14 protein-coding genes are annotated in these 15,934 nt (G+C 73.5%); 9 read left to right on the forward strand and 5 right to left on the reverse strand.

The window, feature by feature from the left end; translation table 11 throughout:
- Positions 1 to 46: 46 nt before the first annotated feature.
- The 3 genes from AMK16_RS28765 (at position 47) to AMK16_RS28775 (ending at position 3,479) form a co-directional block, all read left to right on the forward strand.
- Positions 47 to 1,261, forward strand: a complete 1,215-nt coding sequence (locus tag AMK16_RS28765) for an MFS transporter (protein ID WP_073920249.1) — start codon at positions 47 to 49, stop codon at positions 1,259 to 1,261.
- A gap of 64 nt (positions 1,262 to 1,325) precedes the next feature.
- Positions 1,326 to 2,720: a uracil-xanthine permease family protein gene (locus AMK16_RS28770; protein WP_073920250.1), complete on the forward strand. Its 1,395-nt coding sequence runs from the start codon at positions 1,326 to 1,328 to the stop codon at positions 2,718 to 2,720.
- 75 nt (positions 2,721 to 2,795) lie between these two features.
- The gene (locus tag AMK16_RS28775; RefSeq protein WP_073920251.1) at positions 2,796 to 3,479 is read left to right on the forward strand and encodes a DUF5995 family protein; all 684 of its coding nucleotides are present in this window, start codon (positions 2,796 to 2,798) and stop codon (positions 3,477 to 3,479) included.
- Positions 3,480 to 3,596: 117 nt separating this feature from the next.
- Here AMK16_RS28775 and AMK16_RS28780 read toward each other — a convergent pair whose 3' ends face one another.
- The 3 genes from AMK16_RS28780 to AMK16_RS28790 all read right to left on the reverse strand — a co-directional run bounded on the left by AMK16_RS28780 (position 3,597) and on the right by AMK16_RS28790 (position 6,746).
- Positions 3,597 to 5,294 (reverse strand): flavin monoamine oxidase family protein, encoded by a 1,698-nt coding sequence (locus tag AMK16_RS28780; RefSeq protein WP_073920252.1) that lies wholly within the window; start codon positions 5,292 to 5,294, stop codon positions 3,597 to 3,599.
- A gap of 52 nt (positions 5,295 to 5,346) precedes the next feature.
- Complete coding sequence (locus tag AMK16_RS28785; protein ID WP_073920253.1) at positions 5,347 to 6,147, reverse strand: carbon-nitrogen hydrolase family protein; 801 nt, start codon at positions 6,145 to 6,147, stop codon at positions 5,347 to 5,349.
- A 209-nt stretch (positions 6,148 to 6,356) separates the two neighbouring features.
- The gene (locus tag AMK16_RS28790) at positions 6,357 to 6,746 is read right to left on the reverse strand and encodes a hypothetical protein (RefSeq protein ID WP_073920254.1); all 390 of its coding nucleotides are present in this window, start codon (positions 6,744 to 6,746) and stop codon (positions 6,357 to 6,359) included.
- A 702-nt stretch (positions 6,747 to 7,448) separates the two neighbouring features.
- On the opposite strand from AMK16_RS28790, the gene AMK16_RS28795 reads away from it, so the two are divergent.
- Complete coding sequence (locus AMK16_RS28795) at positions 7,449 to 8,141, forward strand: GNAT family N-acetyltransferase (protein WP_073920255.1); 693 nt, start codon at positions 7,449 to 7,451, stop codon at positions 8,139 to 8,141.
- A gap of 91 nt (positions 8,142 to 8,232) precedes the next feature.
- Positions 8,233 to 8,532: a WhiB family transcriptional regulator gene (locus AMK16_RS28800; RefSeq protein ID WP_073920256.1), complete on the forward strand. Its 300-nt coding sequence runs from the start codon at positions 8,233 to 8,235 to the stop codon at positions 8,530 to 8,532.
- 122 nt (positions 8,533 to 8,654) lie between these two features.
- On the opposite strand, the gene AMK16_RS28805 is transcribed toward AMK16_RS28800, so the two are convergent.
- Together AMK16_RS28805 and AMK16_RS28810 are read right to left on the reverse strand one after the other, a co-directional pair.
- Positions 8,655 to 9,110, reverse strand: a complete 456-nt coding sequence (locus AMK16_RS28805; RefSeq protein ID WP_073920257.1) for an Lrp/AsnC family transcriptional regulator — start codon at positions 9,108 to 9,110, stop codon at positions 8,655 to 8,657.
- Between the two features lie 10 nt (positions 9,111 to 9,120).
- Positions 9,121 to 10,575: an amino acid permease gene (locus AMK16_RS28810; protein ID WP_073920258.1), complete on the reverse strand. Its 1,455-nt coding sequence runs from the start codon at positions 10,573 to 10,575 to the stop codon at positions 9,121 to 9,123.
- A gap of 341 nt (positions 10,576 to 10,916) precedes the next feature.
- Here AMK16_RS28810 and AMK16_RS28815 point away from each other — a divergent pair, with 341 nt between their 5' ends.
- The 4 genes from AMK16_RS28815 (at position 10,917) to AMK16_RS28830 (ending at position 15,902) form a co-directional block, all read left to right on the forward strand.
- Entirely contained in the window at positions 10,917 to 11,930 is a 1,014-nt protein-coding gene (locus AMK16_RS28815) for a GDSL-type esterase/lipase family protein (RefSeq protein ID WP_073920259.1), read from the forward strand.
- A gap of 117 nt (positions 11,931 to 12,047) precedes the next feature.
- Positions 12,048 to 13,019, forward strand: coding sequence for an SCO0930 family lipoprotein (locus AMK16_RS28820; protein WP_073920436.1), 972 nt, complete (start codon positions 12,048 to 12,050; stop codon positions 13,017 to 13,019).
- A 172-nt stretch (positions 13,020 to 13,191) separates the two neighbouring features.
- Entirely contained in the window at positions 13,192 to 13,986 is a 795-nt protein-coding gene (locus AMK16_RS28825) for a LytR/AlgR family response regulator transcription factor (protein WP_073920260.1), read from the forward strand.
- A 185-nt stretch (positions 13,987 to 14,171) separates the two neighbouring features.
- Positions 14,172 to 15,902, forward strand: a complete 1,731-nt coding sequence (locus AMK16_RS28830) for a sodium/solute symporter (protein WP_073920261.1) — start codon at positions 14,172 to 14,174, stop codon at positions 15,900 to 15,902.
- The last annotated feature ends 32 nt before the right edge of the window (positions 15,903 to 15,934 follow it).

Below are 15,934 nucleotides of genomic sequence, written 5' to 3' on the forward strand. Positions count from 1 at the left end.
TCGAGCCCGCCAACCATCAGGCAGGGTCCCTGATAGTTTATCTGTCATGACAGGGGAAACCGACCTCAGCCCGGCGCGCCTGCGCCATGCCCGTTTCGCGATAGCGGCCGTCTTCTGCACCCATGGCGCGGTCACGGGTTCCTTCGCCACCCGTATCCCCTGGATCCAGGACCATGCCGGGCTGGGCGCGGGCACCCTGGGGGTGGCGCTCGCCTTCCCCGCCCTCGGCGCGGCGCTCGCCATGCCGCTGGCGGGCCGGATCAACCACCGCTTCGGCGCCCGCACCGCCCTGCGGGCGCTGTTGGCGCTCTGGACCCTGTCCCTCGTCCTGCCGAGCCTGGCGCCGAACCTGGCCGCCCTCTGCCTGGCGCTCTTCACCTACGGGGCCACCTCCGGAATGGCGGACGTGGCGATGAACGCGCTGGGCGTCGAGACCGAGAACCGGCTGGGCCGTTCGATCATGTCCTCGCTGCACGGCATGTGGAGCATGGGCGCACTGCTCGGCTCGGCCGCCGGCACGGTCGCCGCGCACGCGGGGGCCGACGCCCGGCTGCACCACCTGGCGGCCGCGCTGGCCCTCACGGCGGCGGGCCTGGTGGCCGCGCGCGGAGTGCTCGACCTGAAGGCCGCCGACGGCGCGCAGGCGCCGGCCCACTTCGCCCTGCCTCCCAGGTCGGCGCTGCTCATCGGCGCGATCGGGTTCTGCGCGGTGTTCGCGGAGGGCGCGAGCATGGACTGGTCGGCGGTGTACCTGCGGGACGTGCTGGACACGGACGCCGGTCTGGCCGCCGCCTCCACCACCGCGTTCGCCCTGACCATGACGGCGGTCCGGCTGGTCGGGGACCGGGTGGTGGACCGGTTCGGAGCCGTGGGAACCGTCCGGGCGGGGGGCGTACTGGCGACCGGGGGCGGGCTGCTCGTGGTCACGGCCGGCCATCCGGTGGCGGCCATGGCCGGGTTCGGACTGCTGGGGCTCGGCATCGCGGTGGTGGTGCCGCTGGCCTTCGCGGCCGCCGCGCGCAGCGGGCCGGAGCCGGCGCAGGCCATCGCGGGCGTCGCGACGATCACGTACACATCGGGACTGATCGCCCCGTCGGCGATCGGTGCGGTGGCGGACGCGACGTCGCTCGTGGTCTCCTTCGGCTTGGTGACCTTGCTGGCGTTCGCTCTGGTGGCGGGGGCCGCCGTACTGCGGCAGAAGCCGGCAGCGCCCGGGGCCTCCAAGGTCAACCGGGACGAAACTGCCGGAATCCGCCCGTAACATATCGCTGGCCGCGGTGCGGCCCGGACGCTCGATCAGACGGTGGAACGGAAAGTGGTGGGACATGGGCCTCGGCGTGCGCTGGACCCTGCACGGAGACGGGCGGACGCCCGCTCCCGGCGCGGTGGTGCGGCCGGACGAACGGCTCTCGTGGCCGCGGACCGCGGGGCTCGGCGCCCAGCACGTCGTCGCGATGTTCGGCGCGAGCTTCGTCGCTCCGGTCCTGATGGGCCTGGACCCGAACCTGGCCATCATGATGTCCGGCGTCGCGACGGTGATCTTCCTCTTGGCGACGCGCGGTCGGGTCCCCTCGTACCTGGGCTGCTCGCTCTCCTTCGTCGGCGTCGCGGCGGCGATCCGCGCCTCGGGCGGTGACAGCGCGGTCGTGACCGGCGCCGTCTTCGTCGTCGGCGTGGCGCTGTTCCTGGCGGGCGTCGCCGTCCAGCGCTTCGGTGCGCGGATCATCCACGCGGCGATGCCGCCGGTGGTGACGGGCGCGGTCGTGATGCTGATCGGTTTCAACCTGGCGCCGGTGACGGCTTCGACGTACTGGCCGCAGGACCAGTGGACGGCACTGCTGGTGATGGCGTTCACCGGTCTCGCGGTGGTGTGCCTGCCCGGCTTCTGGTCTCGGATCGCGATCTTCCTGGGGCTGATCTTCGGGTACGCGCTGTCCTGGGTCCTCGACCTGGTCTTTGGGAAGATCCACTCCCCGGCGGGCGGGGCGCAGGCCGTGGACCACTGGCGTCTGGACCTCTCCGGGGTGGCCGGGGCGGACTGGGTCGGGCTGCCCGCCTTCCACGCCCCGTCCTTCGAGTGGACGGCGATCCTGACCGCCCTGCCCGTGGTGATCGCGCTGATCGCCGAGAACGCCGGCCACATCAAGGCCGTCGGCGAGATGACCGGGGACTCCCTGGACGACAAGCTCGGCACCGCCATCGCGGCGGACGGCGCCGCCTCGATGCTCTCCACGGCGGTCGGCGGCCCGCCGAACACCACGTACTCCGAGAACATCGGCGTCATGGCGGCGACGCGGGTCTACTCCACGGCGGCGTACTGGGCCGCGGCGGGTTTCGCGCTGCTCTTCGGCCTGTGCCCCAAGTTCGGCGCGGTCGTCGCCGCGATCCCCGGCGGGGTGCTCGGCGGCATCACCGTCATCCTGTACGGCATGATTGGCCTGCTCGGCGCGCAGATCTGGATCAACGGCGGAGTGGACCTGCGCAATCCGCTGAACCTGGTACCGGCCGCGGCGGGCATCATCATCGGCATCGGCGGGGTCAAGCTGGACATCACCGACAGCTTCGAACTCGGCGGGATCGCGCTCGGCACGATCGTGGTGATCACCGGCTATCACACGCTGCGGTACTTCGCCCCCGCGCACATGAAGGAGCAGGGGCCCCTGCTCGACGCGGGCACCTCCGCCTACGATGATCGGGACGGCGACGACACGCCGCGTTGACGACGGTTCGCCCGAACCGGCGACGCGTACGGCCAAGTTCCCCTGTTCGGCGCCGTCGCCTGCGACCCTGCCCCCATGGAAGCGGTGCTGGCGCGGATGCGCGCCCTGGACGAACGGCTCCCGCCGCAGGACGGTGTCGCCGTCTTCAACCGGGTCTACCTGACCGTGACGCAGACCCTGCACCGGCGGATCGCGCGCGGGGAGTTCCCGGCGCCGCGGCGGGCGCAGACCCTCGGCGTGCGGTTCGCGGAGCGGTACCTGGCGGCGGTGGAGGCGGACCGGCCCCCGGCCTGCTGGCGGCCGTTGATCCAGTACCGGCGCCATCCCGGGATCCGCCCGCTCCAGCACGCCCTGGCCGGGATCAACGCGCACATCGGCCACGACCTGGCGCTGGCGGTGGTGTCGGCCTGCCGCGCCCTGGAGTGCGAACCGGCGGCGCTCGAAGCCGACTTCGACCGGATCGGCGAGACCCTCGTCGCGCTGGAGGAGCACATCCGGGAGGACCTGATGCCCGGCCCGGACCTGCTGGAGATCGCCGACCCGCTGACCCACCTGGTCGGCTCGTGGAGCCTGGAACGCGCCCGCGCGGGCGCGTGGGCGGCGGCCCGCCTGTTGTGGACGCTGCGCCGCTCCCCCGAACTGGCCGAGGAGTTCCGGGAGTCGCTGGACGCGGGCGTCGGCCTGGTCGGCCGCTGTCTGCTCACCCCGACGGTCGTGCCCGCGCTCTCCCTCTGCCGTCCGGCCGCGCTGCGGGTATGAGTACGGGCCGCCGCCGCGTTCGTGCGCGGGGGCGGCCCGTGGCCTTGGGGGGACCGGCCCGCCGGAAGGCCGTCCTGCGGAAAGGGCGGTCCTGCGGAAGAGCGGTCCTGCGGGAGGTCAGTCCTCCGGGAGCTCGACCGGGGCGATGTCGTCGTAGCGGTCGCCCGGACCGGGGTTGGTGGCGTCCGTGGAGCCGCCGAGGTGGTGCATGACGCCCCAGACCGCGTTCAGGGCGGTCTGGACGGCGCCCTCGGCCCAGCCGGCCGTCCAGGAGATGTCGTCGCCCGCGAGGAAGATGCCGCGCTTGTCCTCGGGGAGGCGGTCCTGCATGAAGTGGGTGAACAGGCGCCGCTGGTAGCGGTAGTGGCCCGGCAGGTTGGCCTTGAACGCGCCCATGAAGTAGGGCTCGTTCTCCCACGACACGGTCACCGGGTTGCCGATGACGTGGCGGCGGATGTCCACCTTCGGGTAGATCTCGCCCAGGGACTTCAGCATGACCTCCATCCGCTCGTTCGCGGACAGCGGCAGCCACTTGAGGCTGTCGTCGCACCAGGTGTACGAGAGGCAGATGACGGCGGGCTTGTCCGGACCGTTGTCCAGCAGGTAGGTACCGCGGGTCATGCGGTCGGTCAGGGTCATCGACATGAGGTCGCGGCCCGTCTCCTCGTCCTTGTCCAGCCAGAACGGCCGGTCCACCGGGACGAACAGCTTGCTGGACTCCATGTAGTGGGTGCGCTCGATCGCCGTCCAGTGGTCGATCGGGAAGAGCGTGTCGTCGCACTCGATCTTGGACAGCAGCATCCAGGACTGGGCGGTGAAGATCGCCGCGCGGTAGGTGCGGATGTCGCCGGTCGAGTCGGTGACCGTGATGCGGTTGCCGGCCGTACGGTGCAGGCGGGTCACGGCCGGGCGCGGGGCGCCCTCGTGCAGGGAGGACAGCGAGGTGCCCTGCGCCCAGTGGACGATCTTCTCCGGCTCGCGCTCCCACAGCCGCAGCGGCAGCTGCTGCGAGCCGCCCACGATGCCGCGGTGGTGGTCGTCGGCCTCGGTGTAGACGACGCGCAGGATCTCCAGGATGGAGTTCGGGAAGTCGGTGTCCCAGCCGCCCGTGCCGAAGCCGACCTGGCCGAAGATCTCGCGCTTGCGGAAGGACTGGAAGGCCTCGGACTTGCAGAGGAACCCGTAGAAGGTCTCGTCGTCGAGCTTCTCGACGAGCTTGGCCCAGATCTCGCGGATGCGCGGGACGTCCCGCTCGCGCATCGCGGTGTTCATGTCGGAGAAGTCGGCGCCCTCGTCGAGACAGGCGTTCCAGGCGTCGGCGACGTCGCGGTAGACCTGCGGGAGGTCGGCGATGGTCTCGGCGTAGTGCGACTCGCCCTTGAGGTCCACGACCGTCGAGGGGGTGGCCTCGGACAGCGGGTTCGGGAAGGGCTCGGTGACCAGGCCCACGAGGTCGATGTAGTGCTGCAGGGCCGTGGAGGAGGGCGGGAAGCGCATGGCGCCCATCTCCGCGGTCAGCTCCTCGGTGCCGGCGCCCTCGAAGCCGACGGTGCGCAGCCGGCCGCCGATCTGGTCCGCTTCGTACACGACGGGCTTGAGGCCCATCTTCATCAGCTCGTAGGCCGAGATGATGCCGGACAGACCGCCGCCGATGACGGCGACCTCGGTGCCGTGCTCGGTCGCCGGTATCTGGCCCAGGCCCGCCGGGTGGGCGAGGAAATCGTCGTACGCGTACGGGAAGTCCGGGCCGAACATGGTGATCGGCGGCTGTCCGTCGCTGTGCGGGACGGCGGTGGTGGGCACCGTGGACGTCATGGGGGTACGTCTCCTTGCGGCCTTGCGGCGGGACTGGGGGGAAGCGGAGGTCTTAGACGAGCGAGGCGTAGAGCCCGGGGCGGCGGTCACGCAGGTAGGGATTGGTGGTGCGCGACGCGTGCAGCAGCTCGGGGTCGGCCTCGCCGATCACCAGCTCCTCGCCGCGGCCGGCCCGGGTGCGGGTGACCCCGTCGGGGCTCGCCAGGCAGCTGAGTCCGACGAACTCGAACTCGCCTTCCGGACCGGTGCGGTTGACGTACGCGATGTACATCTGGTTCTCGAAGGCCCGTACGGGGACGAGCTGTTCGGCGACGAACTGGAAGGGGTGCATCTGCGCGGTCGGCACCAGGAGGAGGTCGGTGCCGGCCAGCGCGTGGGCCCGGACGTTCTCGGGGAACTCCACGTCGTAGCAGATCATGATGCCGACGCGGAGGCCGCCGAGGTCCGCCTGGACGACGGGGGCGTCGCCGGGGGTGAAGGCGTCCTGCTCGAAGCAGCCGAAGAGGTGGGTCTTGCGGTAGTTCGCGAGCGGGTTTCCGTCGGGCCCGACGAGCCGGGCCGCGTTGTACACCGCGTCGCCGGCGCGCTCGGGATAGCCGTACAGGACGGCGACCCCGTGGCGGCGGGCGATCTCGCCGATGGCGGCGGCGGACGGGCCGTCGGCCGGTTCGGCGAGGGCGGCGACGTCGGGGAGGTCCAGGGCGTAGCCGGTGAGGAACATCTCCGAGGTCACGAGGAGCCCGGCCCCGCCCTGTGCGGCGCGCGCCGCGGCCTCGTCGAGCGCCTTGAGGTTCTCGGCGGTGTCACCGAGTCGTCCGGAGCTCTGGAGGAGGGCGGTGCGCAGCGGGGGCATGGACTACCTCTGGGGCAGGAGGGGTGGGGTCATTAGACGGTACGTTCGCGCGTTCGACCCGGACAAGCCGTGACCGTTGCGCTGGGCGCACCGATTCGTTGCGTGTTGTACGGGCTGTCCGGTGATTCGTTGCGCGGGGGGTGGCGCGGGGTCCGCGGAGCTCCCGCGGCCCCTGCGGCGGCCCCCGCGGCCGCCCCTGCCGGGGCCCGTTACGGAGCCGTGCGCATGGCCGCGTGGGCGGCCAGCAGGCGCAGGCCGTCCAGGATGTCGGGGGTGTGGTTGGAGACCACGCGGCCGCTCCAGGTGTCGACGAGGGCGGGGACGGTCAGCGGGGCGTCGAAGTGGTGGCCGGCGGCCTCGTACGCCAGGCGCAGGGCGGTGTGCTCCGGGTCCGGGGCCGCGGTGTCGGCGGCGAGGACGGTGGTGGCGACGGAGCGCTCCAGGCCGAGCAGGGTGAGGGCGGCGCCCACCCCCCGGGAGCGCGGACAGGCGGCGGAGAGGTAGAGGTGGTAGCGGTGCGGGGCGGGCGAGAACCCGGTCCCGAGGCGGCCGCGCAGGGCGGGCGCGGGGGCGGTGCGGGGCAGGACGCTGTGCGACATGGCTCTCCTGGGGCGGGTGCGATGTGGCGGCGCGGCAGGCGGCGGCCGGGCGCGTGCTTGCGGCGGGGCAGGGCGGCGTCCGCCGCGGAACGGCCGGCGGCCGGTTCGCGGCGGACGCAGAGCGGGTCGGGGCGGGGGCGGCCGGGACAGGAGCAGGGGGCGGTCGGGGCAGGACGGGCGGGGCGGGGGCGGCCAGGGCAGGAGCAGGGGCGGTTCGCGGCAGGGGGCGGTCGGGGCAGGCACGGCGGGCAGGGGAAGGGCGGGCGGGGCGGCCGGGGCAACGCGGTGTCCCGGGCGGCCGGGGAAGCGGCCCGGGCGGCGCGGTGCACGCGTCCGGTACGGGTCACGCGGTCCGGTACGGCGAGCGGTGCGGGGAGGCGTCCGGGGAGCCGTCCGGGGACGTGTACGGGGTCAGCCGCGCGGGCCGAATGCGCTGCACACCCGCAGGAGGTCGATGTGCAGGCGTCGGGTCAGCCACCAGCGGCGCAGGGTCGGTGCCCCCGGGCCAGCCGTACGGGCTTCGTCCACCGGCACCCGTCCCCCCGTCCCGTCATCGGCGGCCCGCTGCGCGGTGGTTACGCTTCCCGCGGCGGGCGCCGGCCATCGTGGCCGTTCCCCGCAGTCTCGTGGCGGCGCCGGAGGCCGTCAAGAAGGCGGCAGCGACCGGTTCGCCGCCGCGCCGAGGGAAGGAGCGCCCCACCCATGTCCGCCGAGGTACTCGACAATCCGGTCTGGTCCGCGCTGACCGGGCCGCACCGCGGTTTCGCCGAGCACGGACCCGCCGGCCTGGCCGCCCGCTACACCGGGGACACCAGCCCCTTCGCCGCGCTCGCCGATCCCCGGGACCCGCGCGCCTGGGCGGACCTGGCGGCACTGGCCGGGCCCGGCGAGGGCGTCTGGGTGACCGGACTGCTGACCCCGCCGCCGGGGTGGGAAACGGTGATGACGGTGCCGGGCGTACAGCTGGACGGCCGGACGGTACGGGTCGGGGCGGCGCCCGAGGCCGTCGCGCTGGGGCCCGGCGACGTACCGGAGATGCTGGAGCTGGTGGCGCTGACCCGGCCGGGCCCGTTCCTGGACCGGACGGTCGAGCTGGGCACGTACCTCGGGATCCGGCAGGAGGGCCGGCTCGTCGCGATGGCCGGGGAGCGGATGCGTCCGGAGGGCTGGTCGGAGATCAGCGCGGTGTGCACGCATCCGGAGCACCGGGGAAGGGGGCTGGCCGACCGCCTGATCCGCGCGGTCGCCGAAGCGGTCCGCGAGCGCGGGGACGTCCCCTTCCTGCACGCGGCGGCGGACAACACCGGCGCCCTGCGGCTGTACGCGTCGATGGGTTTCACGCTGCGGCGCAATCCGGACTTCCTGGGGCTGCGCACGCCGGCCAAGGAGGCCTGAACCGGGCGGAGTCGGGTGGCCGCGGGTGCCCGGCGGGTTTCGGGGGCCGCCGAGCGGCCAGACGCGGGACAACCCACGGAGAGGAACTGCCATGACCGACGTCTCGCGCCTGCCCGGCGCCGCCCACCACTCCTGGCAGTGGCAGAGCCGGGCGGCCTGCCGCGATCTGGGGTCCGGCCGGTTCTTCCATCCCGCCGGGGAGCGGGGTGAGGACCGGGAGGAGCGGGACGCGGCGGCCAAGCGCGTGTGCGCCGCGTGCCCGGTGCGCGCGGCCTGCCTGGAGCACGCGCTGCGCACCCGGGAGACCTTCGGCGTCTGGGGCGGTCTGACGGAGGAGGAGCGCCGTGCGCTCCTCGCCCCGGCGGAGTCGGCCCTCGCGTCCCGGCCCTGAAAGCCCGGCGCCCTGAGTGGCCGCCGGTCCCGGGTCCCGGCCCTGAAAGCCCGGCCCTGAGATCCCGGAGGCCCGGCCCCGGCGCCCTGCACCGCGGGGGCGGGGACGGGACGGTCACAGCACTAGGCCGGCGCGCCCGAGGTGAAGCGGCGCAGCAGCGGCGAGAGCACGAGTACCGATTTGGTGCGTTCCACGAAGGGCTCGCCCGCGATCCGCTCCAGCACCCGCTCGAAGTGGCGCATGTCGGAGGCGAAGATCTGGACGAGGGCGTCCGCGTCGCCGGTGACGGTCGACGCGGACACCACCTCTGGGTACCGCCCCAACCCTCGCCGGATGTCGTCCGGCGAGGTGTTGTGGCGGCAGTAGATCTCGATGAAGCCCTCGGTCTCCCAGCCCATCGCGGCGGGGTCCACCCGGACCGTGAAGCCGGTGATGGCCCCCTCGGCGCGGAGCCGGTCCACGCGCCGCTTCACGGCGGGGGCGGAGAGCCCGACCTCGGAGCCGATGTCGGCGTAGGAGCGGCGGGCGTCCTCGGCGAGGGCGTGCACGATGCGTTCGTCGAGATCGTTCAGTCGCACTGCGGGCGGATCACTTCTCTGCTGTGGCCAGTCGGGATCGGCGGATGCCGTACAGGAAGTAGAACACGAGGCCCGCGGCCATCCAGCCACCGAAAACGATCCACGTGGCGGTGTCCAGGCTGAACATCATGTAGCCGCAGGCGAGGACGCCCAGAATCGGGGTGACGGGGAAGAGCGCCACCTTGAAGGTGCGCGGCATGTCGGGGCGGGTCCTGCGCAGGATGATGACGGCGACGTTGACGAGGCCGAAGGCGAAGAGCGTGCCGATGCTGGTGGCGTCGGCCAGCTTGCCGAGCGGGATGAAGGCCGCGAGGGCGCCGCAGAAGAGCGAGACGATCACCACGTTGGCGCGGGGGGCGCCGGTCTTCGGGTGGACCTTGGCGAAGACCTTGGGGACGAGGCCGTCGCGGGACATGGCGAAGAGGATGCGGGTCTGGCCGTAGAGCACGGCGAAGACGACCGAGGCGATGGCGACGACGGCGCCGGCGGCGAGGACGACGCCCCAGAAGGAGTGGCCGGAGACGTCGGTCATGATCTGCGCGAGCGCGGCCTCGGTGCCCTCGAAGTCCTGCCACGGCATGGCGCCGACGGCGACGAAGGCGACGAGGACGTAGAGCACGGTGACGATCGCCAGCGAGAGCATGATCGCGCGGGGCAGGTCGCGCTTGGGGTTCTTGGCCTCTTCACCGGCGGTGGAGGCGGCGTCGAAGCCGATGTAGGAGAAGAAGAGCGTGGAGGCGGCGGCGCTGATGCCGGTGACGCCCAGCGGGGCGAGCGGGGCGTAGTTGCCGGCCTTGATGCCCATGAAGCCGATGCCGATGAAGAGCATCAGGGTGACGATCTTCACGCCGACCATGATCGTGTTGACCCGGGCGCTCTCCTTGGCGCCGCGCATCAGGAAGACCATGGCGAGCAGGACGACGACGAGCGCCGGCAGGTTGATGAAGCCGCCTTCGCCGAGCGGGGCGGCGACGGCGTCGGGGATGGTGATCCCTATCGTCCCGTCGAGGAGCTCGTTGAGGTACTCGCCCCAGCCGACGGCGACCGCCGCGACGGACACGCCGTACTCCAGGACCAGGCACCAGCCGCAGACCCAGGCGACGAGCTCGCCCATGGTGGCGTAGGAATAGGAGTACGAGGACCCGGAGACCGGGACGGAGCCGGCCAGCTCCGCGTAGGACAGGGCGGAGAACAGGGCGGTCAGGCCCGCGATCACGAAGGAGATCGTCACGGCCGGGCCCGCCTTGGGGGCGGCGGTGCCGAGGACGACGAAGATGCCGGTGCCCAGGGTGGCGCCGATGCTGATCATGGTCAGCTGCCACATGGTGAGCGAGCGGCGCAGCGAGCCGCCCTCGCCCTGGCCGCCCTCGGCGACCAGCTGCTCGACCGGCTTGCGGCGGAGCAGGGGGCTTGCGGGCCTGCGGGGCTCGGTCGTGACGGGTGGCGCCTGGCCTTGGTCGAGCACGAGGGAACTCCTTCTTCACTGCGGATGGGGACTGTCAGGCATCGACCGCAGCGGTCCGGAGCAGGAGCAGGCATGAGCCTGGGCATGGGGGACCGCCGAGCAGGCGGTCCACGCCACTCCACGTACAGCGAGTGAGCCTACGAGCTGAGTGATAGTGCCCGTAATGCACCATCCTTGCACATTGGCGCACGATCGTTGCGCGGATCTGTCCCGGATGGTCCTTTGTTGCGTACGGATGATCGATCGCTGCGCAGGCGTCCGTGATCATTGTTCTTGACACCTCGCCAGATCTGCCGCAGCGTGCCGCCAGGGAGCCCGTATCCGACGACCGGAGGCCGACAGTGAGACCACCCGAAGCGGACGAGCGGTGGCAGGACCCGCAGCCCTTCCTGCGCGGGGTCGCCTGGCTGGACGGGGGGCGTCCCGTCCGGGCGGACCCTGCCGACACGATGAGGCTGCCCTGGGACTCGCGCGAGCGGGCCGCCCTGCCCATCGGGGTCCGGCTCGAATTCACCACCGGGACCGCTCGGGCGGTGGAGATCCGCTACCGGGCCGCCGTACCCGAGCCCGCCGACGCCCTGAACGGCCTCGCACACGGCTTCGCGCTCTGGGACCGGCACGGGGTGGTGGCCGAGGAGTTCACCGAACCGGCCGAGGAAGCCGTCGTACGCATCGAACTGCGCGGCGGAACCGGCCCCTTCACCGTGTACCCGCCGGAGGGCCGGTCGCCGCGGATCCTCGGCCTGCGCGGGATCGGCGGCCCCCTCGCACCGGCCCCGCCCGCGCCGCGGTGGGTCGTGCACGGGGACTCCATCACCGAGGGCTGGTGGTCCACCCGGCCCGCCCACGGATGGCCCGCGGTGGCGGCCCGGGCCCTCGGCTGGGACGTCGTCAACCTCGGCTACGCCGGCGGCGCCCGCGGCGAGCTGGCCACGGCCGAACAGCTCGCCGGCCTGCCCGCCGACGTCCTCACCCTCGCCTTCGGCACCAACTGCTGGTCCCAGGTGCCCTATTCCGCGCCCCTGCTGTACGAGACCACGCGCACGTTCCTCGACCTCGTCCGCCAGGGCCACCCGCGGACCCCGCTCCTGCTGGTCTCCCCCGTCCTGCGGCCCGACGCCGAGCGCACCCCGAACCGGATCGGCGCGACCCTCGGCGCTCTGCGCGACGCCATGGAACGCGCCACCCGCGACCGCATCGCCGCCGGGGACGGGCACCTGGCCCTGCTCCCGGGCCGGGACCTGCTGGGACCCGAGCACCTGGCGGACGGACTGCACCCCGACGACGCCGGACACCGGGTGCTCGGCCTCGCTGTGGTCACGGCGCTGCGGCGCGCCGGGTTCGCCGCGGGGTGAGTGAAACAGCCCACACCATTCGCCTTGAACGACCTTCTCCCACCAGGGCGTGTCCTGGGCACAGTTGCCGCCGCCGGGGCGACGGCACAGCAGACACCACACGTGGGAGAGATCAAGATGGGCATGAAGCGCGCAACCACCCTCGCCGCGGCCGCGATCGCCGTCGTCCTGGCGGCGAGCGCCTGCGGCCCGACCGACTACAAGGCCGCGGGCGCGGCCGAGCCGGCCGGGGGCGCCTCCGCCCCCGCCCCCTACGCAGCGGCGGACGGCACCACCGCGGCCGGTCCCGCAGGGCAGCTGGCGGTGGCCGCGAGCGAGCAGCTGGGGCCGGTCCTGACCGACAGCGCCGGGCTCACCCTCTACCGCTTCGACAAGGACACCGCCAAGCCGCCGAAGTCGAACTGCGAAGGGGACTGCGCCAAGACCTGGCCGGCGGTCGCGGCCCAAGACGCCGCCGCGGCGGCGGGCACGAACCCGGCGCTGCTGGGCGAGGTGGTGCGCGGTGACGGCACCAAGCAGCTGACGGTGGCGGGCTGGCCGGTCTACCGCTACGCCAAGGACGCCAGGGCGGGCGATCTCAACGGCCAGGGCGTCGGCGGGGTGTGGTTCGCCTTCGCCCCCGACGGAAAGAAGGCGGCGAAGGCGGCCTCTGCCGCCCCGGCGCCGTCCGGGGCCACGGAGGCCGGGGGCGCGCCGTCCGGGGCTGCGGAGGCCGGGGCCGCGGAGGCCGGGGCGGGTCTGTCCGTGGCGAAGGATCCCGCACTCGGCGACCACATCGTCGACGGCAAGGGCATGACCGTCTACCGGTTCAAGCCGGACACGGCATGGCCGATGGTCTCCCAGTGCGCCGGCGACTGCGTGGCCAAGTGGCCGGTCGTCCCCCCGGTCGACAAGGCCGCCGCGAAGGGCATCACCGAGCGGAACTACCTGGTGCTGGACCGGCCCGACGGCAAGAAGCAGCAGACGGTCGACTGCTGGCCCGTCTACACCTTCACCGGCGACAAGAAGCCCGGCGACGTCAACGGCCAGGGCGTGGGCGGCACCTGGTACGCCGTGTCCCCCGACGGCAAGCTGATCACCGCCCGGTAACCCCCACCCGGACCGCGCGGCCCCCGCCCCCTTCCCCCCGGGCGGGGGCCGCGCACCACCCCGCACCACCCCACCGCGGCGGAGCGGCCCCCTGAGGGTGTCCTGCCGGGCCGGCCCGATCAGCACGCCCCGGGCCCCGCCCGGCCGGCAGGACACCCCCTAGAGTCGCCGCATGCGCGTACTGGCCGTCGACGACGAGAAGCCGCTCCTGGAGGAGCTCCTCTACCTGCTGCGCTCCGATCCCCGGGTGCGCAGCGCGGAGGGCGCCTCGGACGCGACCGGGGCCCTGCGCCGGATCACCCGGGCGCTGGAGGCCGGTCCGGACGGCGCCGACGGGATCGACGTCGTCTTCCTCGACATCCACATGCCCGGGCTGACCGGGCTGGACATCGCCCGGCTGCTGGCCGGGTTCGCCCGGCCGCCGCTGATCGTCTTCGTCACCGCCCACGAGGACTTCGCCGTACAGGCCTTCGACCTCAAGGCCGTGGACTACGTGCTCAAGCCCGTCCGGCCGGAGCGGCTGGCCGAGGCCGTACGGCGGGCGTACGCGCTGCTGGGCCGGCCCGGGGAGGCGGCGGTGTCCGCCGGAGGGCTGCCGGGCGGACCCGTCGGGGCCGGCCGCCGCGACCGGGTGCCCGACCGGATCGCCGTCGAACTGGGCGGTGTCACACGGTTCGTGGCGATCGCCGACATCGCGTACGTCGAGGCCCAGGGCGACTACGCCCGCCTGCACACCGGCGAGGGCAGCCACCTGGTGCGGATCCCGCTGTCCACGCTGGAGGAGCGCTGGGCGGCGCACGGGTTCGTACGGATCCACCGCCGTCACCTGGTAGCGCTGTCCCGGATCGACGAGCTGCGGCTGGAGGCGGGCACCACCAGCGTCCGGGTCGGTGCGGTGGAACTCCAGGTGAGCCGCAGGCACGCGAGGGAGCTGCGGGACCTGCTGATGCGCCGGGCGACCGGCTGACACCGGGGCCGGGCGCGGGACGGTCCCGGCCGGCCGGCGCCCCGCCCCCGGGGGGGGCCGCCCCCGAGCCTCGTCGGCCTCCCGCGGCCCGGCCGTCCCACCACTGCCGCGCGCAATGCCTGTTGCCCGGTCCGCGGACGTGCATAGACTCCGCTCACCCCACCCCTGGCGAAGGACCGGCACCGGTGAACCAGACGTACGCGCTGACCGCCGTCACCGTCGTCGTCCTGGTCACCGTGCTGCTCGGGGCGCTGGGGCTGCGGATATCCCGGACCACCTCCGACTTCTACGTCGCCTCCCGCACGGTGGGGCCCCGCCTGAACGCGGCGGCCGTCAGCGGGGAGTACCTCTCCGCAGCCTCCTTCCTCGGCGTCGCGGGGCTGGTGCTGCTCCAGGGGCCCGAGATGCTCTGGTACCCGGTGGGTTACACGGCCGGGTACCTGGTGCTGCTCGTCCTGGTGGCCGCCCCGCTGCGCCGCTCGGGCGCCTACACGCTGCCCGATTTCGCCGAGGACCGGCTGGAGTCCCGGGCCGTGCGCAGGATCGCGGTGCTGTTCGTGGTCGGCGTCGGCTGGCTGTACCTGCTGCCGCAGTTGCAGGGCGCGGGGCTGACCCTGGAGATCCTGACGGGGGCCCCGCACTGGGCGGGCGGAATGCTCGTCACCGCTGTGGTGGGTGCGGTCGTGGCCGCCGGCGGGATGCGCAGCATCACCTTCGTGCAGGCGTTCCAGTACTGGCTCAAGCTGACCGCCCTGCTGGTGCCGGCCTTCTTCCTGCTTGCGGCCTGGGCCGGGGACGGCGCGCCGCGGGCGGGGCTCGACGCTCCAGCCGTCTTCCGCGAGCACACCTCGGTGACCCTGGCCGAGGACGTACGCCTGTCGGTGGGAGCGCCGCTCGTCCTGACGGTGAGCGGGCAGGTGGACGGGCGGGCCTACGATGCGGCGCCGCTGATGCTCACGGCCGGGCAGCACTCCGTAGGGGCCCGTACGCGGCTGGAGTTCGAACCGCGGGTGCCCGTCCCGGACACCCGGGCGGCGGCCGGGGCCGGGGCCTTCGGCTGGTCGGAGCCGCTGTCCGGGGACCGCCGGGAGTACCGGCTGTACACGACCTACGGGCTGATCCTGGCCACGTTCCTCGGCACGATGGGCCTGCCCCACGTGGCGGTGCGGTTCTACACCAGCCCCGACGGCCGGGCGGCCCGGCGCACCACGCTGGTCGTGCTGGGGCTGGTCGGCGTCTTCTACCTGCTGCCCCCGGTGTACGGGGCACTGGGCCGGATCTACGCTCCCGAACTGGCCCTCACCGGCCATGCGGACGCGGCCGTGCTGGTGCTGCCCGAACGGGTGCTGGGCGGGCTGCTCGGGGAGCTTCTGGGGGCGCTGCTGGCGGGGGGCGCCTTCGCGGCGTTCCTGTCGACGGCCTCGGGGCTGACCGTGGCGGTGGCCGGAGTGCTCCACCAGGACGTGCTGCGGGCGCGCGGGGTGCGCAGTTTCCGCTTCGCGGTACTGGTGGCGGTCCTGGTGCCGCTGGCGGGGAGCGTGGCGGCCCGTGACGTGCCGGTGGCGGATGCCGTGGGGCTTGCCTTCGCGGTGTCGGCGTCGTCGTTCTGTCCGCTGCTGGTGCTGGGCATCTGGTGGCGCCGGCTGACTGCGCCGGGCGCGGTGGCAGGGCTGGTGACGGGCGGCGGGGCGGCGCTGAGCGCGGTCCTGGCGACCCGGGGCGCTCTGGCCCCGGCGGGCTGGGTGCACACGGTGCTGGCGTGGCCGGCGGTCTGGTCGGTGCCGCTCGGCTTCTTGACGATGGTGCTGGTGTCGCTGGCCACGCCGGCGCGGATCCCGGGTGGGACGGCGGCCACGCTGGCCCGGCTGCACCTGCCGGAGAGCGTCGCCGGGCCCCGGGCCGGAGGTGTGCGGTGACGGGGCGCAGGAGCACGGTGACCGGGGGCCGG

This window comes from Streptomyces sp. CB00455, assembly GCF_001905445.1.
Classification (GTDB): domain Bacteria; phylum Actinomycetota; class Actinomycetes; order Streptomycetales; family Streptomycetaceae; genus Streptomyces.